This is a genomic window from Oricola sp., assembly GCF_965230365.1.
Taxonomy (GTDB): domain Bacteria; phylum Pseudomonadota; class Alphaproteobacteria; order Rhizobiales; family Rhizobiaceae; genus Oricola.
The window spans coordinates 148,674-173,967 of sequence record NZ_OZ246003.1 but is presented as its reverse complement, the minus strand read 5'-3'; the positions used below and the strand labels follow the sequence as shown (position 1 = coordinate 173,967).

The 25,294-nt window shown below is 62.7% G+C and carries 23 protein-coding genes; 17 read left to right on the top strand and 6 right to left on the bottom strand.

Annotation, left to right across the window (positions count from 1 at the left end; genetic code table 11):
• Positions 1-19: 19 nt before the first annotated feature.
• The 15 genes from ACO06R_RS00815 to ACO06R_RS00745 all read left to right on the top strand — a co-directional run bounded on the left by ACO06R_RS00815 (position 20) and on the right by ACO06R_RS00745 (position 18,191).
• Entirely contained in the window at positions 20-1,153 is a 1,134-nt protein-coding gene (locus tag ACO06R_RS00815) for a hemolysin family protein (protein ID WP_421854785.1), read from the top strand.
• 113 nt (positions 1,154-1,266) lie between these two features.
• Positions 1,267-2,865 carry an apolipoprotein N-acyltransferase gene (lnt, locus tag ACO06R_RS00810; RefSeq protein WP_421854782.1) on the top strand — a complete coding sequence of 533 codons (1,599 nt, stop codon included), beginning with the start codon at positions 1,267-1,269 and terminating at the stop codon, positions 2,863-2,865.
• 153 nt (positions 2,866-3,018) lie between these two features.
• A complete protein-coding gene (locus tag ACO06R_RS00805; protein WP_421854779.1) occupies positions 3,019-3,429 on the top strand; it encodes a helix-turn-helix domain-containing protein in 411 nt (136 codons plus the stop codon).
• Positions 3,430-3,585: 156 nt separating this feature from the next.
• Positions 3,586-4,854 carry a methionine adenosyltransferase gene (gene metK, locus ACO06R_RS00800; protein WP_421854776.1) on the top strand — a complete coding sequence of 423 codons (1,269 nt, stop codon included), beginning with the start codon at positions 3,586-3,588 and terminating at the stop codon, positions 4,852-4,854.
• 8 nt (positions 4,855-4,862) lie between these two features.
• A complete protein-coding gene (gene trmB / locus ACO06R_RS00795; RefSeq protein WP_421854773.1) occupies positions 4,863-5,564 on the top strand; it encodes a tRNA (guanine(46)-N(7))-methyltransferase TrmB in 702 nt (233 codons plus the stop codon).
• Between the two features lie 133 nt (positions 5,565-5,697).
• The gene (gene rimP, locus ACO06R_RS00790) at positions 5,698-6,342 is read left to right on the top strand and encodes a ribosome maturation factor RimP (protein WP_421854770.1); all 645 of its coding nucleotides are present in this window, start codon (positions 5,698-5,700) and stop codon (positions 6,340-6,342) included.
• A 13-nt stretch (positions 6,343-6,355) separates the two neighbouring features.
• Complete coding sequence (gene nusA, locus ACO06R_RS00785; RefSeq protein ID WP_421854767.1) at positions 6,356-8,002, top strand: transcription termination factor NusA; 1,647 nt, start codon at positions 6,356-6,358, stop codon at positions 8,000-8,002.
• 68 nt (positions 8,003-8,070) lie between these two features.
• The gene (locus tag ACO06R_RS00780) at positions 8,071-8,718 is read left to right on the top strand and encodes an RNA-binding protein (RefSeq protein ID WP_421854764.1); all 648 of its coding nucleotides are present in this window, start codon (positions 8,071-8,073) and stop codon (positions 8,716-8,718) included.
• On the top strand, positions 8,715-11,324 hold the full coding sequence (gene infB, locus ACO06R_RS00775) for a translation initiation factor IF-2 (protein WP_421854761.1): 2,610 nt from the start codon (positions 8,715-8,717) through the stop codon (positions 11,322-11,324). The genes ACO06R_RS00780 and infB overlap by 4 nt, the downstream gene beginning before the upstream one ends.
• Before the next feature lie 57 nt (positions 11,325-11,381).
• Positions 11,382-11,792 (top strand): 30S ribosome-binding factor RbfA, encoded by a 411-nt coding sequence (gene rbfA / locus ACO06R_RS00770; protein ID WP_421854758.1) that lies wholly within the window; start codon positions 11,382-11,384, stop codon positions 11,790-11,792.
• On the top strand, positions 11,792-12,772 hold the full coding sequence (truB, locus tag ACO06R_RS00765) for a tRNA pseudouridine(55) synthase TruB (RefSeq protein WP_421854755.1): 981 nt from the start codon (positions 11,792-11,794) through the stop codon (positions 12,770-12,772). The genes rbfA and truB overlap by 1 nt, the downstream gene beginning before the upstream one ends.
• A gap of 98 nt (positions 12,773-12,870) precedes the next feature.
• Positions 12,871-14,295 carry an aldehyde dehydrogenase family protein gene (locus ACO06R_RS00760; RefSeq protein ID WP_421854752.1) on the top strand — a complete coding sequence of 475 codons (1,425 nt, stop codon included), beginning with the start codon at positions 12,871-12,873 and terminating at the stop codon, positions 14,293-14,295.
• A gap of 163 nt (positions 14,296-14,458) precedes the next feature.
• The gene (gene rpsO / locus ACO06R_RS00755) at positions 14,459-14,728 is read left to right on the top strand and encodes a 30S ribosomal protein S15 (protein ID WP_421854749.1); all 270 of its coding nucleotides are present in this window, start codon (positions 14,459-14,461) and stop codon (positions 14,726-14,728) included.
• Between the two features lie 247 nt (positions 14,729-14,975).
• Entirely contained in the window at positions 14,976-17,105 is a 2,130-nt protein-coding gene (gene pnp, locus ACO06R_RS00750) for a polyribonucleotide nucleotidyltransferase (protein WP_421854746.1), read from the top strand.
• Positions 17,106-17,177: 72 nt separating this feature from the next.
• Positions 17,178-18,191: a class I SAM-dependent methyltransferase gene (locus ACO06R_RS00745; protein ID WP_421854743.1), complete on the top strand. Its 1,014-nt coding sequence runs from the start codon at positions 17,178-17,180 to the stop codon at positions 18,189-18,191.
• Positions 18,192-18,210: 19 nt separating this feature from the next.
• On the opposite strand, the gene ACO06R_RS00740 is transcribed toward ACO06R_RS00745, so the two are convergent.
• The 4 genes from ACO06R_RS00740 to fabA all read right to left on the bottom strand — a co-directional run bounded on the left by ACO06R_RS00740 (position 18,211) and on the right by fabA (position 22,414).
• On the bottom strand, positions 18,211-19,638 hold the full coding sequence (locus ACO06R_RS00740; RefSeq protein ID WP_421854740.1) for a putative bifunctional diguanylate cyclase/phosphodiesterase: 1,428 nt from the start codon (positions 19,636-19,638) through the stop codon (positions 18,211-18,213).
• A gap of 157 nt (positions 19,639-19,795) precedes the next feature.
• The gene (gene fabI, locus ACO06R_RS00735) at positions 19,796-20,605 is read right to left on the bottom strand and encodes an enoyl-ACP reductase FabI (RefSeq protein WP_421854737.1); all 810 of its coding nucleotides are present in this window, start codon (positions 20,603-20,605) and stop codon (positions 19,796-19,798) included.
• 26 nt (positions 20,606-20,631) lie between these two features.
• Positions 20,632-21,849 carry a beta-ketoacyl-ACP synthase I gene (gene fabB, locus ACO06R_RS00730; protein ID WP_421854734.1) on the bottom strand — a complete coding sequence of 406 codons (1,218 nt, stop codon included), beginning with the start codon at positions 21,847-21,849 and terminating at the stop codon, positions 20,632-20,634.
• A gap of 49 nt (positions 21,850-21,898) precedes the next feature.
• Positions 21,899-22,414 carry a 3-hydroxyacyl-[acyl-carrier-protein] dehydratase FabA gene (gene fabA / locus ACO06R_RS00725; protein WP_421854731.1) on the bottom strand — a complete coding sequence of 172 codons (516 nt, stop codon included), beginning with the start codon at positions 22,412-22,414 and terminating at the stop codon, positions 21,899-21,901.
• A gap of 167 nt (positions 22,415-22,581) precedes the next feature.
• Between fabA and irrA the strand changes: the two genes are divergently transcribed.
• Complete coding sequence (gene irrA / locus ACO06R_RS00720; protein ID WP_421854728.1) at positions 22,582-23,013, top strand: iron response transcriptional regulator IrrA; 432 nt, start codon at positions 22,582-22,584, stop codon at positions 23,011-23,013.
• Between the two features lie 19 nt (positions 23,014-23,032).
• On the opposite strand, the gene ACO06R_RS00715 is transcribed toward irrA, so the two are convergent.
• Positions 23,033-23,593 carry an SH3 domain-containing protein gene (locus ACO06R_RS00715; protein WP_421854725.1) on the bottom strand — a complete coding sequence of 187 codons (561 nt, stop codon included), beginning with the start codon at positions 23,591-23,593 and terminating at the stop codon, positions 23,033-23,035.
• Positions 23,594-23,801: 208 nt separating this feature from the next.
• Here ACO06R_RS00715 and ACO06R_RS00710 point away from each other — a divergent pair, with 208 nt between their 5' ends.
• A complete protein-coding gene (locus tag ACO06R_RS00710) occupies positions 23,802-24,803 on the top strand; it encodes a 2-hydroxyacid dehydrogenase (RefSeq protein WP_421854721.1) in 1,002 nt (333 codons plus the stop codon).
• A gap of 41 nt (positions 24,804-24,844) precedes the next feature.
• On the opposite strand, the gene ACO06R_RS00705 is transcribed toward ACO06R_RS00710, so the two are convergent.
• On the bottom strand, positions 24,845-25,288 hold the full coding sequence (locus ACO06R_RS00705; RefSeq protein ID WP_421854718.1) for a c-type cytochrome: 444 nt from the start codon (positions 25,286-25,288) through the stop codon (positions 24,845-24,847).
• Positions 25,289-25,294: the final 6 nt, after the last annotated feature.

The window sequence follows — 25,294 nt, the reverse complement described above, 5'->3', positions numbered from 1 at the left end:
CTGAGACACTTGAACTTCGATGACCAACGAGAACAGCAATACCGCGCCGGCGGATGAATCCGGCGACAGCGATACCGAGCCGCGAAGTCCCTCGGCGGACAGTGGCAAATCGCGCGGGCAGCCCGGTTTCCTGCAAAGGCTGATTTATCTCTTCCGGCCGCAGTCGGCTTCCTCCAACATGCGCGAGAGCTTGCAGGACGCGCTTGCTGCTGACATCGGTGGCGACCAGACGATCACGCCCGAAGAACGCGCCATGCTGCACAACATCCTGCGGCTGCGCGAGGTCCGGGTCGATGACGTTATGATCCCGCGCGCCGAGGTCGATGCGGTCGACCAGAAGACGACGCTGGGCGAACTGCTCAAGCTGTTCGAAAGCTCCGGTCACAGCCGCATGCCGGTCTATGACGAGACGCTCGACGATCCGCGCGGCATGGTCCACATCCGCGATGTGGTTGCCGCAATCACCAAGATCGCGTCGGAGAAGCGCCGGCCGCGCCGCGGCAACGGCACGCCGCCGCCCGGCCACAACAGCGGCAACCTCCTTGACCTCGGCAAGGTCGATCTCGGCCGCACGATCGCCGAACTGAAGCTCGCGCGCGATGTCCTGTTCGTGCCGCCATCCATGCTTGCCGCCGATTTGATGGCGCGCATGCAGGCGCAGCGCATCCAGATGGCGCTGGTCATCGACGAATATGGCGGAACGGACGGCCTCGTCTCGCTCGAAGACATCGTTGAGATGGTGGTCGGCGACATCGAGGACGAGCATGACGACGAAGAACTGCTGTTCGAGAAGAGCCCGAACGGCACGGTCGTCGCCGATGCGCGCGTGTATCTGGAGGACCTGGGCGAAACGCTCGGCCAGGAGTTCGTGGAAGCCGCACGTCTGGAGGACGATGACGTCGACACGATCGGCGGCCTGATTTTCTCGCTGCTTGGCCGTGTGCCGGTGCGCGGCGAGGTTATCGCCTCGTTCGCCGGCTACGAGATCGAAGTCACCGAGGCCGATCCCCGCCGCATCAAGCGGGTGAAGATCGTGCGCGCCAAACGGCGGCCGGTCCGCCGCGAACCCGTCGGCCGCGAAGCGCCGCGCGAGGAGCCGGCCACCAAGCCGGAAGTCGAAGAAAGTTCTGCGCAACCTGCGGCTCAATCCTGACAATGAAACTCCTGAGGGCGTCGTGACAGGCAAGCGCGCCAATTGGCGATTCCCTTTGCAAGTGAAAGTCTCTAGACCCGGTCTGGATGACTGATTCGCCCCGGGATCGCTGAATGGAGAGGCTGGCCAATAGCATAACGCTTTTGTCTGGCTGGCGGCGCGCGGGCCTCGCCTTTCTGTGTGGCGCGGTAACGGTGTTGGCCCAGGCGCCGTTTCACATCTTTGCAATCTGCTTTCTGACCTTTCCGGTCCTCGTCTGGATGCTGGACGGGGCGTTGACGCGCCCTTCGCCGTCCTGGTTGGTGCGTTCGCGTCCAGCCTTCGTCATTGGTTTCGCGTTTGGCTTCGGTTACTTTGTCGCGGGCCTCTGGTGGATCGGCAACGCGCTGTTTGTCGAGGCCGAGGAGTTCCTGTGGGCCTGGCCGCTGGCGGTCATCGCGCTTCCGGCCCTTCTGGCGCTGTTCTACGGCTTCGCTGCGGTTCTGGCACGCACGCTCTGGTCGGATGGTGTTGGTCGCATCGCCGCGTTGGCATTCGCCTTCGGGGTCGCTGAGTGGCTGCGCAGCTTTGTGCTGACAGGCTTCCCGTGGAACGCCATTGGTTATGCGGCAATGCCGGTTCCCGCATTGATGCAGTCGGCATCTTTGGTCGGGATATTCGGCATGAATGCTATCGCCGTCTTCGCGTTCTGCCTCCCCGCGCTCGTCGCCCAGGCCCGGCCGCAGGCAGTGATTGCCGCAGTGCTGATGGCCGGGTTGATCGGCGGGCATACGGGCTACGGGTTGTGGCGACTGAGCGAAGCGGGGCACCAACAGGCATCGGGCCCGCTAATCCGCGTTGTCCAGCCGGCGATCGATCAGTCGAAGAAACTCGATCCGGCGTCGAGTGCCGAGATATTCGAGACGCTGCTCGATCTGACCATCCACAAGAGTGGCGACGGTGCCACGCCGGATATTGTCGTCTGGCCGGAAACGTCGATCCCGTTCATCCTGACCGAAGAATCGGCAGCCGTCGCCAGGCTTGCGCAGGCGCTCCAGCCGCATCAGGTCCTGCTGGCCGGCGCGGTGCGGGCCAGCGCCGCCGGCTCGTCCGACGGCGGGACCACCTACTTCAACTCCATCTTCGCGATCGATGGCGACGGTGTGATTGTCGCTGCCGCTGACAAGAAACACCTCGTGCCCTTCGGCGAGTATCTACCGTTTGCCGAGACATTTCGCCGGGCCGGTATCACGGCCGTCGCTGCCGCCGACCGCGGATATTCGGCTGCCGAGAACCGGCGCACGATCGACCTGCCGGGTGGATTATCGGTGTTGCCCTCGATCTGCTATGAGGCGATTTTTCCTGGCGAGACGGCCGCCGCTGGTGAGCCGCCCGACGTGATGGTCAATGTCACCAACGATGCGTGGTACGGCAACACCCCCGGGCCCTACCAACACGCGCACCAAGCGCGAATTCGCGCCGTGGAAAATGGCTTTCCCCTGGTGCGTGCCGCCAATAACGGGGTGTCGGCGATCTATGACGGCTACGGCCGGCAACTCGCAGCCCTGGGTTATGGTCCGCATGGCGCGATCGAGGCCGCGGTTCCCGAGGCACTTGCCGCTACGCCATACCAGCGGCATGGCCGCGTCATTTTCCTCTTACTAATTGCGGGGCTGTTTGCGGCGGCTTTGTATGGCCGGGTTTTCGGTGGAAAACGCCTAAAAATGCACTAATTCAAGCAACGGTCTGCAAACCGTCGTCTACTGATGGTTTTGAGAGCGACGTTGCCACCTGATACTATGCCCCGGTCGTGGTGGTGATGTCCTGATATTGCGACGAACAATGCCGCACAGGTTGGACTGAGACCGGCAGGACAATTCAAGACTATGAGCAAAAAGCAACCCAATCCGATCGACGTCCATGTTGGCAGCCGTATCCGCTTGCGCAGGACGATGCTCGGCATGAGCCAGGAAAAACTCGGCGAAGCCCTCGGCATCACATTTCAGCAGGTGCAGAAGTACGAGAAGGGCACCAACCGCGTCGGCGCGAGCCGATTGCAGAACATCGCCGCGATTCTCGGAGTGCCGGTCGCTTTCTTCTTCGAGGACGTGCCTGGCGAGACCAGCGGCGTTGACGGAATGCAGGAGACGGGTTCGGCTTACGTGGTGAACTTCCTGTCGAGCGCCGAGGGCATGCAACTCAACCGGGCGTTCATGAAGATTCCCGATCAGAAGGTTCGACGCCGGGTTATCGAACTCGTCAAGGCGTTGGCCGAAGACGGCAACCGCGAAGAATGACCGGGCGAATCTGCCGGGGTCAGCGGATATGCACTTATCCTTATATCTTTAAGCGAATTCGCGAATTTCCTTGACCGGACATGCCGATTTTCCTAACGAATGCACGATTCCGACCGCCGCCCGGCGGTCGTGGCATATCCGACCGGGACAATCTTCATGACACGACAGGACTACCTTTTTACCAGCGAATCGGTTTCCGAAGGCCATCCGGACAAGGTTTGCGACCGCATCTCCGACGAAATCGTCGACATGATCTACCGCGAGGCGCGCAAGACCGGAATGGACATGAAGGCGGTACGCGTCGCATGCGAGACGCTGACAACCACGAACAAGGTGGTCATTGCCGGCGAGGTTCGGGTCCCGGAAACATTCTTCAAGAAGGACAAGGCCGGCAATGTGTTGATGGACGCGGCCGATCACCCGGTCATCGCTCCCGGCCGGTTCCGTTCGGCAGCGCGCCGCGCCATCCGTGACATCGGGTATGAGCAGGACGGGTTCCACTGGAAAACCTGCAAGATCGATGTGCTGCTGCACGGCCAATCGGCCCATATCGCGCAGGGTGTTGACAACGCTGCCGACCGCCAGGGCGAGGAAGGCGCGGGAGACCAGGGCATCATGTTCGGCTATGCATGCCGCGAAACCCCCGATCTCATGCCCGCCCCGATCTACTATGCGCACAAGATTCTCGAAGTGCTCGCCACTGCCCGCAAGGCCGGCGAAGGCGATGCCGCCAAGCTCGGCCCGGACGCAAAATCGCAGGTGACCGTTCGTTACAAGGGCGGCATGCCTTCCGAAGTGACCAGCATCGTCCTGTCGACGCAGCATCTCGACGCAAGCTGGGATTCCGACAAGGTGCGCGCGGTCGTCGAGCCCTATATCCGCGAAGCCCTCGGCGACCTGCCAATTGCCGCCGATTGCGACTGGTACATCAACCCGACCGGCAAGTTCGTTATCGGTGGGCCGGATGGCGACGCCGGGCTGACCGGCCGCAAGATCATCGTCGACACCTATGGTGGCGCCGCGCCGCATGGCGGTGGCGCGTTTTCCGGCAAGGACACGACCAAGGTCGACCGGTCGGCCGCTTACGCCGCCCGCTATCTCGCCAAGAACATCGTCGCCGCCGGCATCGCCGACCGCTGCTCCATTCAGTTGTCCTATGCGATCGGCGTAGCGCAGCCGCTGTCGGTCTATGTCGATACCTATGGCACCGGCAGCGTCGATGAGGCGGTGATCGAAACGGCGCTGCGCGAGGTCATGGACCTGTCGCCGACCGGTATCCGCAATCACCTCAACCTCAACAAGCCGATCTACGCCAAGACCGCCGCCTACGGCCATTTCGGTCGCAAGGCCGGCCGCGATGGTTCGTTTTCGTGGGAGAAGACCGATCTGGTCAAACCCTTGAAAGCGGCGATCAAGGCCGCCTGAGCTGGTTCATGTCGGGCGACGAACGGCCGACGCGTGCGACCGAGGCTTTCTTCGGTCGCCGCCGCGGCAAATCCCTGCGTCCGCGCCAGGCCGAACTGCTCGCCGACTGGCTACCGGGCATCAAGATCGATCTTTCCGGCAACCCGCCCGCCGACATGGCCGGGCTGTTTGCCCATGCCCCCCTCCGGATCGTGCTTGAGATCGGTTTCGGTGGCGGCGAACATCTGCTGCATCGTGCGCGCGAACACCCCGAAACAGGTTTCATTGGTGTCGAGCCCTTCGTCAATTCGATGGCCAAGTTCGCCGCCGGCGCAGCCGAGGCAGGTGTGTCGAATGTCCGCGTCTACGACGACGATGCCACACAATTGCTTGACTGGCTGCCTGACGCCTGCCTCGACGGGATCGACCTGCTTTATCCGGATCCCTGGCCGAAAAAGCGTCACTGGAAGCGCCGTTTCGTCAGCGCCGTCAATCTCGACAGGTTTGCTCGGGTCATGAAACCGGGCGCGTCTTTCCGCTTCGCTTCTGACATCGACACCTATGTTAATTGGACGCTTCAGCACATTCACGCGCACTCGGCCTTCGACTGGCCGGCGACAAGCGCCGCCGACTGGCACGAGCCCTACAACAACTGGCCGGGCACGCGCTACGAGGCCAAGGCTCTGCGCGAGGGGCGCACACCGGCCTATCTGCGGTTTCGGCGGCGCTGACGCCGACCGCGCAGTCGCCGGGCCCTTGCGCATGCGCCGTTGTCGGCGTATATGGGGTTCAAATTCTTGGTCGAACGAACAAGGGTGGGCCCGCAAGGACCCGCTCTTTTTGTTTTCAGGTTAGGATAAGCGGGTGAATTCGGACAGCAGGCCGGCACCGATCGAAAACGACGAGCCGCGCATCGTGCGCGAAACCGGTGTCGATGCACGCGTAGCGTCGATCATCGAACCGGTGATCAACTCCGCCGGTTACCGTCTGGTGCGGGTGCGCCTGTCAGGCATGAACGGCCTGACCCTGCAGATCATGGCTGAGCGTGCCGACGGCACCATGACGGTCGAGGACTGCGAGGAAGTCAGCCGCATGCTGTCGCCGCTGCTCGACGTCGAAGATCCGATCGACCGCGCCTATCATCTGGAGGTATCCTCGCCGGGCATCGACCGGCCGCTGGTGCGCCTGTCGGATTTCGCCAAGTGGCGCGGTCAACTCGCCAAGATCGAGACTTCGGTCATGGTGGACGGGCGCAAGCGGTTCCGCGGTACGATTGTCGACCTGTCGGGCGAGACCGTCACGATTGAAGCCGACAAAGCGAATTTCGGCGAGGCGATGGTCGCCGAGGTGCCGCTCGACGCGATCGCCGATGCCCGCCTGATCCTGACCGACGAATTGATCCGCACTGCGCTGCAAGCCGACAAGGCGGCGCGCCAGGCGCGCGGATTGGAGACTTTCGAGAACGACGATGACACCGCATCCGACGATGCGGAGGCCGGAGAGCCTTAAAGGAGAACACGACATGGCAGTCAGTGCAAACAGGCTGGAACTCTTGCAGATCGCCGACGCGGTGGCCCGCGAGAAGCTGATCGACAAGGATATCGTGATCGGCGCCATGGCCGACGCCATTCAGAAAGCGGCCAAGTCCCGCTACGGTCAGGAAACCAACATCCGCGCCGACATCAACACCAAGACCGGCGAGATCAAACTCCAGCGGTTGCTGGAAGTCTCGGAGGTTGTCGAGGACCCGACGATCCAGATCTCCATCGAACAGGCGCGCGACCGCAACCCGGACGCCCAGCCCGGCGACTTCATCGCCGAGCAGCTGCCGCCACTCGATTTCGGCCGTATCGCCGCCCAGTCGGCCAAGCAGGTCATCGTGCAGAAGGTCCGTGAGGCCGAGCGCGACAACCAGTACGAGGAGTTCAAGGACCGTGTCGGCGAGATCGTCAACGGCTCGGTCAAGCGCGTCGAATACGGCAACGTCATTGTCGACCTCGGCCGCGCCGAGGCGATCGTGCGCCGTGACGAACTGATCCCGCGCGAGAACTACCGCTATGGCGACCGCATCCGGGCCTATGTCTACGATGTGCGGCGTGAGCAGCGCGGCCCGCAGATCTTTCTGTCGCGCACCCATCCGCAGTTCATGGCGAAGCTGTTCCAGATGGAAGTGCCGGAAATCTATGACGGCATCATCGAGATCAAGTCGGTCGCCCGCGACCCCGGTTCGCGCGCCAAGATTGCCGTCGTCAGCCGCGATTCGGCCATCGATCCGGTCGGTGCCTGTGTCGGTATGCGCGGCTCGCGCGTGCAGGCCGTCGTCGGCGAACTGCAGGGCGAGAAGATCGATATCATTCCTTGGCAGCCGGATGCGGCTTCCTTCATCGTCAACGCCTTGCAGCCGGCGGAAGTCGCCAAGGTGGTGCTCGACGAGGACGCGGAGCGCATCGAGGTCGTCGTGCCGGACGAACAGCTTTCGCTGGCCATCGGGCGGCGCGGTCAGAATGTACGCCTGGCATCGCAGCTGACCGGCTGGGACATCGACATCCTGACCGAGGACGAGGAATCGGCGCGTCGCCAGAAGGAATTCGTGGAGCGCTCGAACCTCTTCATGGATGCGCTCGATGTCGACGAAATGGTCGGCCAGGTGCTGGCCTCCGAAGGCTTCACCTCCATCGAGGAAGTCGCCTATGTCGAACCCGAGGAAGTCTCGTCCATCGAAGGCTTCGACGAGGAGACGGCTGCCGAGATCCAGACCCGGGCGCGCGAGCATATCGAGCGTATCGAGGCGGAGAACGACGAGAAGCGCCGCAGCCTTGGCGTTGCCGATGAAATCCGCGAGGTTCCCGGCATCACCACGGCAATGATGGTCGCGCTCGGCGAGGACGGCGTCAAGACGATGGAAGACTTTGCCGGCTGCGCGGCTGACGATCTTGTCGGTTGGCGCGAGCGCAAGGACGGCGAGACCAGAGTCTTCGACGGGCTGTTTACGCCCTTCGGCGTCAGCCGGGCCGAAGCCGAGGAGATGGTTGTGGCGGCGCGTCTGTCGGTTGGCTGGATTACCGAAGAAGATCTGCGCGCCGACGAGGAACCGGCCGAGGGCGAGGAAGTCGAAGCTCCGGCCGACGAAGCCGAAGCGCCGGCCGACGAAGCCGGCGCCGCGGTCTAAGGCCAGGGCGATGGGCGAGCGGAGCGGTTCGGCGGACTTGCGGCATGCATGCGGGCGGGAAAGACGATATGAACGATCGAACCTGCATCGTCAGCGGTGTCGCGGGCGCGCCGGATCGCATGATCCGCTTTGTGGCCGGGCCTGACGGGACAGTCGTTCCCGATCTGAAACACAAACTGCCGGGACGCGGCTGTTGGATTTCGGCCCATCGTGACTATGTGGACAGGGCGGTTGGCCGCAAGCTGTTCGGGCGGGCGCTCCGCCAAGAGGTTGCCGCCGCGCCGGATCTCGGCGTTCTTGTCGAGGAATTGCTTGCCAAGAGGGCGCTTGGACAGCTAGGGCTTGCCCGCAAGGCGGGCGCGGTCGTGACCGGCGCCGCCCAGGTGGACAAATCCGTGCGAAACGGTGCGGCTATCGCAGTGTTGCACGATCCCGCCGCCGCCCCGGACGGGGTGCGCAAGATCAGTCAGGCCCGGACGTTTGTCGAACGGATGGACGGGCCGGTAATCCCCGCATTCGAATCCTTTCGCGAAGGCGAATTGGATTTGGCATTGGGTGCGGGAAATGTGATACATGCTGCCATACTTGACGGGCAGCCTGGACGGGCCGCCATGCGGCAGCTCGAACTCCTGAACCGGTTTCGTACACCGGGACCGGATATCAAGGCGAAAAGCGGCGCACGAAACCGGGCCGCGAAGGAAAAGAACACGGAATGAGCGATACCACGTCTGACGACAAAAAAACCGGTGCCGACAGCAAACGCACGCTGACGCTGAAACGCACTGGCGGTGACAAGGGCACCGTCAGGCAGAACTTCAGCCATGGTCGCACGAAGTCCGTTGTCGTCGAAACGCGCAAGCGCAAATTCACCCGCCCGGACGAAAAGCCGGCTGCGGGATCGATTGCGGCCGGTGTGAAGCCGCGTACCGCGCCAGCGGCGGAAACGCCCGCGCCAGCGGAGAAGCCTGCCGCAAAGAAACCGGCGCCCGCTAGCCAGTCGCGCGGCTCATCGGGCCGCGGCGTCGTGTTGAACCAGCTTTCCGACAACGAGATCGAGGCGCGTCGCCGTGCGCTCGAGGGCGCCAAGGCGCGTGAAGCCGAAGACCGGGTCCGCGCCGCCGAAGATGCCAAGCGCCGCGCCGAGGAAGACGAACGCCGCGCCCGCGAGCGCGCCGAATCCGAGCGCCGGCAGCGCGAGGAAGAGGAACGTTTGGCAGCCGAAAAGGAAGCCCGCGAACGCGCCGAAGCCGAAGCCGCCAAGCGCGCGGCAACGCCGGAGCCGCAGGCCGATGTAGCCGATCCGGCCGCTGCCAAGCCGCAGGCCAAACGCCCTGCCGAGGGGGAGAAGGACAACCGTACCGGACCGCGCCGAGCTGGTGGCGGCCGTCCCGACGCGCCGCCGCGCCCGGCACCCCGGCGCGATGACGACCGCCGTCGCGGCAAGCTGACCCTTTCGAATGTCGGCGCCGATGGCGAAGGCCGTTCGCGTTCCTTGTCAGCGATGCGTCGTCGTCAGGAGAAATTCAAGCGCTCGATGGCCGGAAGCGAGCCGCGCGAGAAGATTTCGCGCGAGGTCCAGCTGCCGGAAACCATCACCATTCAGGAACTTGCGCAACGCATGGCCGAGCGGGCTGTCGATGTGGTCAAGTTCCTGATGAAACAGGGTCAGATGATGAAGCCCGGCGACCTAATCGATGCCGACACGGCCGAACTGATCGCCGAGGAATTCGGCCACACTGTCAAGCGCGTCACCGAAGCCGATGTCGAGGAAGGCATTTTCGATATTGAGGACAAGGCTGAAGACCTGAAGCCGCGCGCGCCGGTTGTGACTATCATGGGTCACGTCGACCACGGCAAGACGTCGCTTCTCGATGCGATCCGCAATGCCAATGTTGTTTCCGGCGAGGCCGGCGGCATCACACAGCATATCGGTGCCTATCAGGTCGAGAAAGACGGACAGAAGATCACCTTCCTCGATACGCCCGGCCACGCCGCCTTCACGTCGATGCGTGCACGCGGCGCCCAGGCGACGGATATCGCGATCCTGGTGGTCGCCGCCGACGACAGCGTCATGCCGCAGACGATCGAGTCCATCAACCACATCAAGGCCGCTGGCGTGCCCATGATCGTGGCGATCAACAAGGTCGACAAACCGGATTCTGATCCACAGAAGGTGCGAACCGAACTGCTGCAGCACGAAGTGTTTGTCGAATCGATGGGCGGCGAGACGCAGGACGTGGAGGTTTCCGCGCTCAAGGGCACCAATCTGGACGGAGTGCTGGAAGCGATCCTGCTGCAGGCCGAACTGCTCGAACTGACGGCCAATCCCGACCGAACCGCCGAAGGCGTGGTGATCGAAGCGAAACTAGACAAGGGTCGCGGTTCTGTCGCCACCGTACTGGTTCAGGCCGGTACGCTGAGAACAGGCGATATCGTTGTCGCCGGCGACGAATGGGGCCGCGTGCGTGCCATCCTCAATGACCGAGGCCAACAGTTGAAGGAGGCCGAGCCATCGCTTCCTGTCGAGATTCTCGGTCTCAACGGTACACCGCAGGCCGGCGACAAGGTTGCTGTGGTCGAGAACGAGGCGCGTGCCCGCGAGATATCCGAGTATCGTCAGCGTGTCGCCCGCGAGAAAGCGGTTGCCCGCCAGGCCGGTTCGCGCGGTTCGCTCGAGCAGATGATGGCGCAGGCCCGCGACAATGAGTTGGCCGAGTTTCCGCTCGTCATCAAGGCAGACGTGCAGGGATCGGTCGAGGCGATTATCGGAGCGCTGGACAAGCTCGGCACCGACGAGGTCCAGGCACGCATCGTGCATTCGGGCGCCGGCGGGATCACCGAGACCGACGTATCGCTCGCTGAATCCACCGATGCTGCGATCATGGCGTTCAACGTACGTGCCAACAAGCAGGCGCGCGATGCCGCCGAACAGACTGGTGTAGAGATCCGCTACTACAACATCATCTACAACCTGCTGGATGACGTGAAAGCGGCGATGTCGGGCATGTTGTCGCCGGAGCGCCGCGAAACCTTCCTCGGCAATGCCGAGATCAAGGAGGTGTTCAACATCTCCAAGGTCGGCAAGGTCGCCGGTTGTCAGGTCACGGAAGGCAAGGTCGAGCGCGGCGCTGGCGTGCGCCTCATTCGCGACAGTGTCGTCATCCACGAAGGCAAGCTCAAGACGCTCAAGCGCTTCAAGGACGAAGTCGGCGAAGTGCCGGTCGGTCAGGAATGCGGCATGGCCTTCGAGAACTACGAGGACATTCGCGCCGGCGACGTCATCGAGTGCTTCCGCGTCGAGGAGATTGCGCGGACGCTCTAAGCGTCCAGCAGCAAGGATTGGGGGCGGGGCCGGTAGACCGGTCCCGTCGCGCTTGATATGGCAAAAACTTCCGCATCCAGTGGTTTGTCCCAGCGCCAGTTGCGTGTCGGCGAACAAGTGCGTCACGCCCTGACCGAAGTCATCCAGCGCGGCGAACTGCGCGATCCCGTCCTTGAAGGCGCAGTGCTCTCGGTCAACGAAGTGCGCATGTCGCCGGACTTGAAGATCGCCACCGTCTATGTCGGCGCGCTCGGCCGCACCGACATGGAACCGGTGATCAAGGCGCTGGCCCGCGAGGCCAAGTTTATTCGCGGCCGCGTCGGACCGGCTTTGCGCCAGATGAAGTTCATGCCGCAGTTCCGTTTTCGCGCAGATACCTCCTTCGACAATTTCTCCAAGATCGACGAACTGTTGCGCTCGCCTGAAGTGGCGCGCGACCTCGACCACGACGACGACGGGGAAAATTGATGGCCAGGCAGCGCAAGAAGAAGGGCCGTCCGGTCTCCGGCTGGCTGATCCTCGACAAGCCGCTTGGCATGGGCTCCACCGAAGCGGTGTCCAAGCTGAAGTGGCTGTTCAAGGCCGAGAAGGCCGGCCACGCCGGCACGCTCGATCCGCTTGCCTCCGGCATCCTGCCGATCGCGCTCGGCGAGGCGACCAAGACCGTCCCCTATGTTATGGATGGTACCAAGGTCTATCGCTTTACCGTCAAATGGGGGTCTCAGACCACCACGGACGATGCCGAGGGCGAGGCGATGAAAACCTCCGATGCACGCCCCGCGCGCGCCGACATCGAAGCCGTTCTGCCGGCCTACACCGGCACGATCAGCCAGAAACCGCCGTCATTCTCAGCCATCAAGATCGCCGGTGAGCGTGCCTACGAACTGGCGCGCGACGGCGAGGCGGTCGACATCCCGGCGCGCGAGGTCGAGATCGACAGCCTGACGATCGTGTCGCACGACACCGACCGCACGGCTTTCGAGGTCGAGTGTGGCAAGGGCACCTATGTCCGGTCGCTGGCCCGCGACATTGGCGCCGAACTCGGCTGTTATGGCCATGTGGTCGAACTGCGCCGTACCGTCGTCGATCCGTTCGACGAGGAAGACGCGGTTTCGCTGGAAGAGTTGGAAGGCGCCGCAGATGCCGTCGCGCTCGCAAAGGTCGAAGGCGAAGAGAGCGCCGACGACACCGAGGCGCGCATGCAATCGCGTTTCGCGGTGCTCGACCCGTTTCTTTTAAACACCGGCGAGGCGATGCATGGCTATCCGCAGATCGTCGTGTCCGGCGATCAGGCCAACCGGATCCGCCTTGGCAACCCGGTGATCCTGCGCGGCCGCGATGCGCCATTGCCGGCAGACGATGCCTGCGCTTTCGAGAAAGGCCGGCTGATCGCCATCGGAGAAATCGCGCAGGGCGAATTCCGGCCGCGCCGCGTCTTCAACCGGTAGAAAATCCGACTTGGGCGGGCGCATTTTTCACGCGCGGTGCACAGTCCGCTCCTTTATGGTCGCCAAAACCGCCCACATCCGACGACGGGAGTATCCACATGATCGAGAAACGCGAATTCTATATCGACGGCGCCTGGATCGCACCGGAAACGGCCAATGATCTGGACGTCATCGATCCGGCCACCGAGGAGACATGCGCCGTCATCTCGCTTGGCACCAAGGCTGATGTCGACAAGGCGGTTGCCGCTGCCCGCCGCGCCTTTCCGGGCTGGGCCGCGACCCCGCTGGAAACCCGCATTGCATTGGCTGAGAAGCTTGGCGCAGTGATGATGCGCAGGATCGGCGAACTGGGCCAGACGATCTCGCTGGAAATGGGCGCGCCGATCGATCTGGCCAGCAATGACCAGGCCGGATGCGGGCCGTGGCATCTCGGCGGTTTTCTCGATGCGGTGCGCAAATTCCAGTGGGAGGAACCCTTCGGCAAGGGCCAGGTCATCGTGCGCGAGCCGATCGGCGTCTGCGGCCTCATCACGCCGTGGAACTGGCCGATCAACCAGATCACGCTAAAGGTCATTCCGGCGCTGCTCACCGGCTGCACCTGCGTTCTCAAGCCGTCGGAGATCGCACCGCTGTCGGCCATGCTGTTTGCCGAATTCATCGACGAGGCCGGCTTCCCGACCGGCGTGTTCAACCTGGTCAACGGCAACGGTCCGGGCGTCGGAGAGGCGATGTCGCACCATCCGGATATCGACATGATGTCGTTCACCGGCTCGACCCGCGCCGGCGCGCTGGTCACCAAGGGATCGGCCGATACCGTCAAGCGCGTAACGCTGGAGCTGGGCGGCAAGTCGCCAAACATCATTTTCGCCGACGCCGATCTGCGGCGTTCGGTCGGCAGCGGCGTCAACCATTGCATGGAAAACACCGGCCAGTCGTGCAACGCGCCGACCCGGATGCTGGTCGAATCCAGCGTCTACGATGAGGTCGTCGACATCGCCAGAGAAGCGGCTGAGGCCGTCAAGGTTGGCGATCCGCGGCAGCGTGGCGGTCACATCGGTCCATTGGTCTCGCAGGCGCAATTCGACAAGGTGCAGGGGCTGATCGAAACCGGCATCGCCGAGGGCGCACGCCTGGTGACCGGCGGCATGGGCCGTCCGGACGGCTTCAACCGCGGCTATTTCGTCCGGCCGACCGTGTTTGCCGATGTCAACAACACCATGACCATTGCCCGCGAAGAAGTGTTTGGCCCGGTGTTGGCGATGATCCCGTTTGCCGGCGAGGACGAGGCGGTCGAGATCGCCAACGACACGCCATACGGGCTGGCTGCCTATCTTTCAACGAGCGACGCCGAAAAGGGCCAGCGCGTGGCGCGCAAGCTGCGTGCCGGCATGGTGCGCGTCAACGGTGGCGGGCTGGGCGCCGGCCATCCGTTTGGTGGCTACAAGCAGTCGGGCAATGGCCGAGAGGGCGGCAAGTGGGGGATCGAGGATTTCCTGGAAACCAAGATCATCGGTGCACGCTAGGCCTGGGTATCGCGCCACTCGACAATTGGCCCGTCTTCGCCTATATGCGCGCCAGCATTCCCTGAAATGCGATGAAACGGCCCGCGCTGGACGACATCCCGGCGCCGGGCGACTTACCCAACAAGACTGGAGCCAACGGCTCCGCTAGAAGAAAGGAAACCCGATGTCGATCACGCCTGAGCGCAAGGCTGAACTCATCCAGAAATTCGCGGCAAAGGCCGGCGACACAGGTTCGCCGGAAGTGCAGGTGGCGATCCTGACCGAACGGATCACCAACCTGACCGAGCACTTCAAGGGACACAAGAAGGACAACCACTCCCGTCGTGGCCTTCTGAAGATGGTGTCGCAGCGCCGTAGCCTGCTGGATTACGTTAAGCGCAAGGACGAAGCCCGGTATCAGAAGCTGATTTCCGAACTGGGCATCCGCCGCTGACAACGGAGCGGGCCGGCCAAGCCGGTCCGCTTCTTGCCTTTCCCGGTGGCATGAAACGGGACCCGGCCGGCGGGGACAAAATGTGTACCGCCGCCTAACCCGAGGGAGCTTCGGGGCAGGATTGCCGGTTGCTTGAGGATTGGCCCCAAGCATCCAGTCGTCTTGCCCGTGGCTCGTTCAAATCGAAGTCAAGGGGGCATCCGCGATCTCGACATCGCGGATGCGTTCCGCACAGCAAGGACAAGACATGTTCAATCACCACAAAGTCGAAATCGAATGGGGCGGCCGTCCGCTCATTCTGGAAACCGGCAAGGTCGCCCGTCAGGCCGACGGTGCGGTTATCGCCACCTACGGCGAAAGCGTCGTGCTTGCCACGATCGTCGCCGCCAAGGAGCCGCGGCCCGGCCAGGATTTCTTCCCGCTGACCGTCAACTACCAGGAAAAGGCGTTCGCCGCCGGCAAGATCCCGGGTGGCTTCTTCAAGCGCGAAGGCCGTCCGTCGGAGAACGAGACGCTGGTCTCGCGCCTCATCGACCGTCCGATCCGGCCGCTCTTCCCGGATGGTTTCAAGTGCGACACGCAGGTCATCATCACGGTGCTGCAGCACGACCTTGAGAACAATCCGGACGTGCTGGCAATGGTCGCAGCTTCGGCCGCACTGACCCTGTCCGGCGTTCCCTTCATGGGCCCAATCGGCGGCGCGCGCGTCGGCTACATCAACGGCGAATACGTGCTCAACCCACATGTCGACGAGATGCCCGAGAGCACGCTCGACCTGGTCGTTGCCGGTACCGGCGACGCAGTTCTGATGGTCGAATCTGAAGCCAAGGAACTGCCCGAGGATATCATGCTCGGCGCTGTCATGTTCGGCCATCGCGGTTTCCAGCCGGTGATCAACGCCATTATCAAGCTTGCCGAGGTCGCCGCCAAGGACCCGCGCGATTTCGTGCCGGAAGACCTCGCGGCGCTCGAAAGCGAGATGTCCGGCCTGGTTTCCGACGAACTCGCAAATGCCTACACAATCACCGACAAGCAGGACCGTTATGCGGCCATCGACGCCGCCAAGGACCGGGTCAAGGGCCACTTCGCACCGGCCGAGGGCGAGGACGCCGCCTGGACGTCGGAGCAGATTGGCAGCGTCTTCAAGTCGCTTCAGGCCAAGGTCGTGCGCGGCAGCATCCTGAAGACCAAGACCCGTATCGACGGTCGCGATCTGTCGACCGTTCGTCCGATCGTCTCGGAAGTCGGCGTCCTGCCGCGCACCCACGGTTCGGCCGTGTTCACGCGCGGTGAAACGCAGGCTGTCGTCGTTGCCACGCTCGGCACCGGCGAGGACGAGCAATATGTCGACTCGCTGACCGGCACCTACAAGGAAACCTTCATGCTGCACTACAACTTCCCGCCGTTCTCGGTCGGGGAGACAGGCCGCATCGGGTCTCCGGGCCGCCGCGAAATCGGTCATGGCAAGCTGGCATGGCGCGCCATTCATCCGATGCTGCCGACGGCCGAGGAGTTCCCTTACACGCTGCGCGTGGTCTCCGAGATCACCGAGTCCAACGGTTCCTCCTCGATGGCCACGGTCTGCGGCACCTCGCTGTCGCTGATGGACGCCGGTGTACCGCTCAGCGCGCCGGTGGCCGGTATCGCCATGGGCCTGATCAAGGAAGGTGACGAATTCGCCGTCCTGTCCGACATTCTCGGCGACGAGGATCACCTCGGCGACATGGACTTCAAGGTCGCCGGATCGGCCAACGGTATCACCTCGCTGCAGATGGACATCAAGATCCAGGGCATCACCGAGGAAATCATGCAGGTCGCGCTTGACCAGGCCAAAGGCGGCCGGTTGCACATTCTCGGCGAGATGGCCAAGGCGCTGTCGGAAAGCCGCGCCGAACTGGGCGAGCATGCGCCGCGCATCGAACAGATGAAAATCCCGGTCGACAAGATCCGTGACGTCATCGGTTCCGGCGGCAAGGTCATCCGCGAAATCGTCGAGCAGACCGGCGCCAAGATCAACATCGAGGATGACGGCACGGTCCGGATCGCTTCGGCCTCCGGCAAGGAGATCGAAGCGGCCAAGAAGTGGATCCACTCCATCGTGGCCGAGCCGGAAGTCGGTGAGATCTACGAAGGCACGGTTGTCAAAACCGCGGACTTCGGCGCTTTCGTGAACTTCTTCGGTCCGCGTGACGGTCTGGTTCACATTTCGCAGCTCGCACCGGAGCGCGTCGCCAAGACCACCGATGTGGTCAAGGAAGGCGACAAGGTGTTCGTCAAGCTCATGGGCTTCGACGAACGCGGCAAGGTTCGCCTGTCGATGAAGGTTGTCAATCAGGAAACCGGCGAAGAGATCCCGCGCGAGCCGAAGGGCGAGTAAACCCTCCGCGAGGTCGGAATTCAGGGCGCGGGGCGGCATGCTCCGCGCCTTTTTCATGGGGGAGTGCCAGACATGCCCGGTGCCGCCGAGACATTGTTCCTGCCATTTGCTTCCGGCGATATCGACCCGCCGGCAGAAGGGCAGCACTTCGCGTATTTCAACGCCGCTCTTCCGTCAGGGGAGCTAGACGCTGCACTTAAAGCGGCTCTGTTGTGCGAGCAAGGATACCGGCCCGAGTTTCGCCGCTTGGGCGAGGCGGGCTTTGAGGTCAGCCCGGTGCTGGGCAGTCCAGCCGGCACATGCGCCGCCGCACTTGTTCTTGCGGGCAAGCACCGCGATGAAAACCGCCGGATGATCGCGCGCGCTTGCGCGGCGGTCGCAACCGGCGGTTTGGTCGCCGTGTCCGGCGACAAGAGCCTTGGCATCGGTAGCCTGCGCAAATGGGCCGGAGAGCGGGTCGAGATTCTAGGCTCGTTGGCCAAGCATCATGCGGCGGTGTTCTGGTTTGCCGCGCCGGAGCGCGATGCGTTTGCCGCGTCTCCGGAAACGGGCGCTGTCGTGAACGGGCGCTTTGAGACCGGGCCGGGCATGTTTTCACACGGCAAGCCCGACCGGGGTTCGCAATTGCTGGCCGAGCACTTCGGTCCGCGCATCTCCGGCAAGGTTGCCGATTTCGGCTGCGGCTGGGGCTATCTCTCGGTCCGGCTGCTCGAAGTCGCGTTGCCGGACAGCCTTGCGCTGTTTGAGGCCCACTATCCATCGCTGCAGGCCGCCGGCCGAAATGTCGCGCGCGTCGCGCCGGCCTTGCCGGTTACCGAACACTGGACGGATCTGCGCGCCGAACCCGTGGCGCGTCAATTCGACTGGATCGTGATGAACCCGCCGTTCCATGCCGGCCGCAGCGCCGAACCGGATATCGGAAAGGCATTCGTGCGTGCCGCTTCGGCGGCCCTGCTTCCTGGCGGTCGCCTTCTGATGGTCGCCAACCGGAAGTTGCCTTATGAAGACACGCTGTCGCGCTCGTTCCGGCGCGTGACGCCCTTGTCCGAAACCGAAGGATACAAGCTTATCGAGGCGGTGCGCTAGCGTCTGATCCAGGCGCGCTCTAAGCGGCGGCTTCCTCAGAGACCTCGTCGCGGTTGAGCGTAAACGGCTTGCCGAAGGCGAAGCCTTGCATCAGCGTGCAGCCGGCCGCGTTCAACATCGCGATCTGGTCTTTCGTTTCGACGCCCTCGGCGAGAATCTGCACGTCGAGCGCGCGGGCCAGATTGACGACCGTCGAGATCAGCGGGCCGCTGTTGTTGCGGTCTTCGTAGCGCGCCAGGAAGGAGCGGTCGAGCTTGAGCTTGCAGAAGGACAGTTCCGAAAGCGTGCTCAGATTGGAGTAGCCGGTGCCGAAATCGTCGATGGCGATCGAGCATCCCAGTCCCCGGATACGTTCGAACTGCTTGCGCACCCTGTTCGGATCACCGATCAGGACGTTCTCTGTGATTTCGATCTCGATCCGTTTCGGCTTGATATCGTAGGTCTTCAGTATCGAGGCGAGCGTGTCGACAAACTCCGGATTGTCCAACTGCTTGGGCGAGACGTTCACGGCGATCTTGACGTCCGGGTCGAAGAAGTGCGCGTCCTCGCAAACTCGCCGGATCACCCAGTTGCCGATCTGGTTGATCAGGCCGCACTGCTCGGCGACGGCGATGAATTCGATTGGCGGGATGATCCCCTTCGTCGGGTGTTTCCAGCGCAGGAGCGACTCGTAGCCTGCGATCTTGCCCGTGTCCGAATACACCTGCGATTGGTAGACGAGATCGAAGTCGTTGTCGCGGATGGCCTGCACCAGCTCTGTTTCGATCCATTTGCGGTAGCGATCGGACTGCGTCATCTCCGGATGGTAGGTTGCCCAGTTTCCAAGACCGCCGGCTTTCGCGTTGGCGCGCGCCAGTTTGGTCTGCCGCAAGAGCTTGTTGATTTCGATCGTCTGACTGACGATCTGGGTCACGCCGGCCGTGCAGAATACGGCGACGGTCGCCGAGTCGATCGAGACCGGTCTGGCGACCTCGTCGATGATGGCGTTCATCACCGCGTGCAACTCGCGATCGTCGCGCTTGAACTTGACAGCAAAGGCGTATTCGCTGCCGGCAATGCGCGAGACGGGACCGAGATCGCCAACGAGCCGGCGAACGCGCTGGGCGATCACACGCAAAACGGAGTCGCCGATTTCCGCGCCATGGATTTCGTTGATGTCGCGCAAGGCGTCGATTTCAAGCGAAATCAGCAGCCAGCGCTCGAATCCCGAAGTCTCTGGCGGATCGGCCTGCACGATTTTGGCCAGCTTCCGCTCAAGGCCTTCCTTCGACAACAGCCCAGTCAGCGGATCGAGGTCGAGCACTTCCTCATAGATCTTGGAGGTATCGTCCGAACCGATGAAATAGGCGTGAGCGGAGCCGGCGCCCGCGAGCGCGGCTAGACCGGCGACAACCGAGGTCGCGACGTTCATCTCCACGGCGCCGGTGACACCGATTTGGTTGAGCATCAGCGCCCATAGCGCCAACGACGCCGCGCCGAAGCCGCTCGAAAATATTGTGAGCAGTCGAAAAAACGCCGACCGCTTGAGACCTGACCCGAACGCCATAACAACCCCTTGAGTTGCCTAGCGTAACCGGTATTTCCTAAAAACCGGTTTCTCGGGGCTACTTTTGGTCAAGAATTTTTAGCTCGTCGAGCGACGGCATAGACACGATATTATAGCCTGAATCGACATAATGGATCTCGCCGGTCACACCGGAACCCATGTCCGACAGCAAGTAAAGCGCCGACTGGCCGATCTCGTCGATGTCGACGGTCCGCCGGAGCGGCGAGTTGCGCTGCTGATAGTTGAACATCGACCGCGCGTCGCCGATCCCAGCGCCGGCAAGCGTCCGCACCGGGCCCGCGGAGATCGCGTTTACCCGCACACCGTCCGGTCCGAAATCGGCCGCTAGGTAGCGCACGCTCGCTTCCAGCGCCGCCTTGGCAATACCCATCACGTTGTAGTTGGGCATGACCCGCATCGACCCGCCATATGTCAGCGTGAGCAGCGATGCGCCCTTGTTGGCGATCGGCGCGGCAAGCTGGGCGATCTCCGTGAACGAGTAGGCGGAAATCACCATGGTGCGCACGAAATTTTCGCGCGTCGTGACGTCGAGATAGCGACCCTTTAGCTGCGCGCGGTCCGAGAAGCCGATGGCGTGGACGAGAAAATCCAGACCGCCCCATTCCGACTTCAGCGTATCGAAAACCGCGGTCGTGGTCGCGGTATCCTCCACGTCGCAAGGCAGCATGAGCTTGCAGCCGATCTCCTCGGCGAGCGGTTTCACGCGCTTGCCGAACGCCTCGCCCTGATAGGTCAGCGCGATCTCTGCGCCCTGCGCTGCCAAGGCCTTGGATATCCCCCAGGCGATCGAATGGTCGTTGGCGACGCCCATGATCAGGCCCCGCTTTCCAGCCATCAGTGCGTTCATGCTCATCTTCCTCCGGTGGGGATTGGTCAGCCGTTGAACCGCTGGAAAACCAGGGTGGCGTTGGTGCCGCCGAATCCGAACGAGTTGGACAGGACCGTGTTGATCTCGCGGCCGTCGATGCGCTCACGCACAATCGGGATATCCGCAAACTCCGGATCGACCTCGTCGATATGGGCGCTCTCGCAGATGAAACTGTTCTGCATCATGAGCAGCGAATAAATGGCCTCCTGTACACCGGTCGCGCCGAGCGAGTGGCCGGTCAGCGACTTGGTCGCCGAAATCAGCGGGATATCGTCACCGAACACCTCGCGAATGCCGGCGATCTCCTGCCGATCGCCGACGGGCGTCGATGTGGCGTGCGGATTGATGTAGTCAACCGGATCGTTCACGGTTGCGAGCGCCTGTCGCATGCAGCGGATGCCGCCTTCGCCCGAAGGCGCGACCATGTCGTATCCGTCGGACGTTGCGCCATATCCGATGATCTCGGCATAGATCTTGGCGCCGCGAGCCTTGGCGTGCTCCAGTTCTTCGATGACCAGCACGCCGGCACCGCCGGCAATGACGAAACCGTCGCGCGCGGCGTCAAAGGCGCGCGAGGCGACAGCTGGAGTTTCGTTGAACTTGCTCGACATCGCGCCCATGGCGTCGAACAGCACCGACAGCGTCCAGTCGAGATCTTCGCAACCCCCGGCAAAGACGATGTCCTGCTTGCCGAGCTGGATCATTTCGCAGGCGTTGCCTATGCAGTGGTTCGATGTCGCGCAGGCCGATGAGATCGAGTAGTTGACGCCCTTGATCTTGAAGAATGTCGCGAGCGTCGCCGAGGCTGTCGAGCACATCGCCTTCGGCACCGCGAAGGGGCCGACGCGCTTCGGGCCCTTTTCGAGCGTGGTCTGGGCGGATTCCACGATAGCCCGCGTCGACGGGCCGCCGGAACCCATGATGATGCCGGTGCGTTCGTTGGAGATTTCACTCTCCTCCAACCCGGCATCGGCAATTGCCTGGTCCATCGCGATGTGGTTCCAGGCGGTGCCGCCACCGTGGAAACGCATCGAGCGCCGGTCGACGAGCGCTTCAACGTCGATCTCCGGCGCGCCATGAACCTGGCAGCGGAAACCGAGCTCGCCATAGCGCTCGGCGCGCACGATGCCCGACTTCGCCTCGCGCAGGGAAGCGACGACCTCGTTTGAGTTGTTTCCGATAGACGAAACGATGCCCATACCGGTGACGACGGCGCGTTTCATTGGGGTCTCCCTGGATAGTCAGTTCGGCGCTGTGGCGTTTTCGCCAGCGTCAGGCGCTTTTTTCCTGAAACAGGCCGACACGCAAGTCCTTTGCCTGATAGATGATCTCGCCGTCGGCCTTCATCCAGCCGTCGGCAATGCCCAGTACCAGGCGCCCACGCATAACCCGTTTGAAGTCGATACCATATTCGACCAGCTTGGTTGAAGGTGTCACCATGCCGGTGAATTTGACCTCGCCGGTCGAAATGGCGCGCCCTTTTCCGGGCTCGCCGAGCCAGCCGAGGTAGAAACCGGTCAATTGCCACATCGCGTCCAGTCCGAGGCACCCCGGCATGACCGGATCGCCGATGAAGTGGCACGGAAAAAACCAGAGATCGGGATTGATGTCGAATTCGGCGCGAATGCAGCCCTTGCCGTTGTCACCGCCGGTCTCGCTGATGTCGGTAATGCGATCGAACATCAACATCGGCGGTGCCGGTAATTGGGCGTTGCCAAGACCGAACATCTCGCCGCGTGCGCAGGTCAGCAATTCCTCGTAGGTGTAGCTCGATTTCTGTTCAGACATCGGCCGGGGTATTCCTTCTGTTTGTCCGTCTCCGCTTCGCGGAGCCGTCCGCAACCGCTTGCCGGCAAACGGCTGCTATTGATTGCAATTGGCTTAGCGAATATATGAACTCGGGTGCAATAGACAGGGATAATTCGCGTCTGTGCACGGGCTAAGGTCGATACGAAATGCTGCCGGTGGGAAAGTTGGTCCAGTCGTCTGCCGAGATAAGGCAAAAACTCAAGAGCGCGGGCCTGCGCCCGACGAGGCAACGCATGGCCTTGGCCGAACTGCTTTTCGCCAAGGGCGACCGGCACCTGCCTGCCGAGGAACTGCATCTTGAGGCCGTCACGTCCGGCGTACCTGTATCGCTCGCGACCGTATACAACACACTGCACCAGTTCACTGGGGCAGGGATGCTGCGGATTCTCTCGATCGAGGGGTCCAAGACCTACTTCGACACCAACACCAGCGATCACCATCACTTCTATGTCGAGGACGACAGCGAACTGATCGATGTGCCGGTTTCCAACATTTCGGTCGAGAACATCCCAGAGCCGCCGGAAGGGATGGAAATCGCCAATGTCGATATCGTGATCCGCCTGCGCCGCAAACCCTGATCCTGCCACGACGGGATCGTTAGCGGATGATCTCGTCCGGATAAGCGCCCCACAACTCAGCCTGATTGACGAAGCCGGTCATGGCCCGGCCTTGATGGTCGACGCTGAACTCGCACCAGGCCCCGTCGCACGACCGGATCTCGCCGACAACGCCTGGCTCCATATGGGCAATGATCCGGGCTTGACCGGCCGGTTCGGAGAACAGCGTGACCGTATCCTTCGACCCCATCACTTGGCGCCAGGGTGAGGTGACTGCCGTGCGGTTTCCTGACAGCAGCGACCCGTGTATCCATCCGGTGGTGCCATCGGCATCGCGCACCCGCCGCCAGTTGTCGAACTCCTGGATGATCTCCATTGGAACGCCGCTGCGCACGTACCGGTAAGCAACCGCATACTGCGAGCCAGGCCCGATCCGCATGTTTACCTTCTTTGCCTTCAGGCTGACGAAGCGGGGCAGCGGCAGGCCGCTCGGGCCAGTGTCGATCGAGCCGGTGATCTGGGCGAAAGCGGGGGCCGCGATCATGACGACAGCGCCGGCCAACAGGCTGCGGAAACAGGACGAAACGGTTCTCTGGAACATTGAAACGCAAACTCCGGACTCAAGCGAACGGCACGGGGTGTCTGGCGTGCGGGCATCGCCATTGCCATTCGAAAAGCTTTGTCATGGCCTTGCCGCCTTGCTACAGAAACGACAAACTGGCCTGACTGGATACTGGCCGAACTAGGTTAATGAGCGCTCAACGCGTCGGCCGGTGATGCCGGTTTTTCGCGCCGAGCAGGGAGACCGAATGCCTCTCAGCCGTACACCGCGTGTCGTCATCACACGGAGACTCCCTGAGCCGGTCGAAGACCGTATGCGCGAATTGTTCGACGTCCAGTTGAACATGACGGACGAACCGATGAATGAACGACAACTGGCCGAAGCCATGCGGTCTGCCGAGGTGCTCGTGCCCACCGTGACCGACCGCATTGACGACAAGCTGATCGCCGGGGCTGGACCGCAACTGAAACTGATCGCGAATTTCGGCAATGGCGTCGACAACATCGACGTGAAGGAAGCGCATGCGCGCGGTATCACCGTGACCAATACGCCGGGCGTCCTGAGCGAGGATACCGCCGACATGGCAATGGCGCTGATCCTAGCGGTTCCCCGCCGGCTTGTCGAAGGTGCCGGCATCCTTACCGGTGAGAATCCCTGGAGCGGCTGGTCGCCGACCTGGATGCTCGGGCGGCGCATTTCAGGCAAGAAACTCGGGATTATTGGCCTGGGGCGTGTCGGCATGGCGGTGGCGCAGCGCGCCCGGGCCTTCGGGATTTCGATCAACTATCACAACCGCCAGCGCATGGCCGAGGCGATCGAAAAAGAACTCGATGCCACTTGGTGGGACAGCCTCGACCAGATGCTCGCCCATATGGACATTATCTCGGTCAACTGCCCGTCGACGCCGGCGACATTCCATCTCCTGTCGGCGCGCCGTCTCCAGCTGATGCAGCCAACCGCCTATGTGGTCAACACGGCGCGCGGCGACGTGATCGACGAGGAGGCGTTGATCCGCCTGATCGAGCAGGGGCGCATTGCCGGCGCGGGTCTCGATGTGTTCGAGCACGAACCGACGGTCAATCCGCGCCTGCGCGATCTCGCGCGGCGCGGCAAGGTCGTGCTGTCGCCGCATATGAGCTCGGCGACGATCGAAAGCCGCATCGAGATGGGCGAGAAGGTCATCATCAACATTCGCATGATGGCCGATGGCGATCGGCCGCCCAACCGGGTCCTGCCGTCGATGGTGTGAGCAGGAAGCGCAGTTGTGTTTCCCGCTGTCGGGCGGTTGCGCTAGCGAATGCCGTTCGCGCGCTGCAGTGTCCGGATATACTCCGTTACGAGTGTCACGTCATAGCGGGACAATCCGCCGACAGGTGGCATGTCGCCGAATGGCCAATGGTGCTGACGGACGCCTTGGGCGACAGCGCGCTGAAACGACTCGTCGCCATGGTGGTTGGGCTCGTAGACGATGTGCACCAGCGGCGGCGCGATTCCGTCTTGTCCGGTGGCATTGACACCGTGGCAGTAGGCGCAGTTCGCAACATAAATGTCTTGGCCCGCTTGCGCCCGGCTATTCATTCTCGAAGGTATCGATATCTTTACAAGCGGTGGCCCGAGTTCTTCGAGCGACGTTTCCGTGGTTGGTGCGCCGCCCGTTAACTGCTCGATCAGAAAGTATGTTGCGGCCAGCAACACAATCACCGCCAAGGCCGACAACACGGTATTTCTAGACATTCCGGG

Bases quoted from the DNA above. Each gene is read 5' to 3' on its own strand.
- ACO06R_RS00815 (WP_421854785.1), top strand. From the start codon at position 20: ATGACCAACGAGAACAGCAATACCGCGCCGGCGGATGAATCCGGCGAC.
- lnt (WP_421854782.1), top strand. From the start codon at position 1,267: ATGGAGAGGCTGGCCAATAGCATAACGCTTTTGTCTGGCTGGCGGCGC.
- ACO06R_RS00805 (WP_421854779.1), top strand. From the start codon at position 3,019: ATGAGCAAAAAGCAACCCAATCCGATCGACGTCCATGTTGGCAGCCGT.
- metK (WP_421854776.1), top strand. From the start codon at position 3,586: ATGACACGACAGGACTACCTTTTTACCAGCGAATCGGTTTCCGAAGGC.
- trmB (WP_421854773.1), top strand. From the start codon at position 4,863: ATGTCGGGCGACGAACGGCCGACGCGTGCGACCGAGGCTTTCTTCGGT.
- nusA (WP_421854767.1), top strand. From the start codon at position 6,356: ATGGCAGTCAGTGCAAACAGGCTGGAACTCTTGCAGATCGCCGACGCG.
- ACO06R_RS00780 (WP_421854764.1), top strand. From the start codon at position 8,071: ATGAACGATCGAACCTGCATCGTCAGCGGTGTCGCGGGCGCGCCGGAT.
- infB (WP_421854761.1), top strand. From the start codon at position 8,715: ATGAGCGATACCACGTCTGACGACAAAAAAACCGGTGCCGACAGCAAA.
- rbfA (WP_421854758.1), top strand. From the start codon at position 11,382: ATGGCAAAAACTTCCGCATCCAGTGGTTTGTCCCAGCGCCAGTTGCGT.
- truB (WP_421854755.1), top strand. From the start codon at position 11,792: ATGGCCAGGCAGCGCAAGAAGAAGGGCCGTCCGGTCTCCGGCTGGCTG.
- ACO06R_RS00760 (WP_421854752.1), top strand. From the start codon at position 12,871: ATGATCGAGAAACGCGAATTCTATATCGACGGCGCCTGGATCGCACCG.
- rpsO (WP_421854749.1), top strand. From the start codon at position 14,459: ATGTCGATCACGCCTGAGCGCAAGGCTGAACTCATCCAGAAATTCGCG.
- pnp (WP_421854746.1), top strand. From the start codon at position 14,976: ATGTTCAATCACCACAAAGTCGAAATCGAATGGGGCGGCCGTCCGCTC.
- ACO06R_RS00745 (WP_421854743.1), top strand. From the start codon at position 17,178: ATGCCCGGTGCCGCCGAGACATTGTTCCTGCCATTTGCTTCCGGCGAT.
- ACO06R_RS00740 (WP_421854740.1), bottom strand. From the start codon at position 19,638: ATGCTCAACCAAATCGGTGTCACCGGCGCCGTGGAGATGAACGTCGCG.
- fabI (WP_421854737.1), bottom strand. From the start codon at position 20,605: ATGAACGCACTGATGGCTGGAAAGCGGGGCCTGATCATGGGCGTCGCC.
- fabB (WP_421854734.1), bottom strand. From the start codon at position 21,849: ATGAAACGCGCCGTCGTCACCGGTATGGGCATCGTTTCGTCTATCGGA.
- fabA (WP_421854731.1), bottom strand. From the start codon at position 22,414: ATGTCTGAACAGAAATCGAGCTACACCTACGAGGAATTGCTGACCTGC.
- irrA (WP_421854728.1), top strand. From the start codon at position 22,582: ATGCTGCCGGTGGGAAAGTTGGTCCAGTCGTCTGCCGAGATAAGGCAA.
- ACO06R_RS00715 (WP_421854725.1), bottom strand. From the start codon at position 23,593: ATGTTCCAGAGAACCGTTTCGTCCTGTTTCCGCAGCCTGTTGGCCGGC.
- ACO06R_RS00710 (WP_421854721.1), top strand. From the start codon at position 23,802: ATGCCTCTCAGCCGTACACCGCGTGTCGTCATCACACGGAGACTCCCT.
- ACO06R_RS00705 (WP_421854718.1), bottom strand. From the start codon at position 25,288: ATGTCTAGAAATACCGTGTTGTCGGCCTTGGCGGTGATTGTGTTGCTG.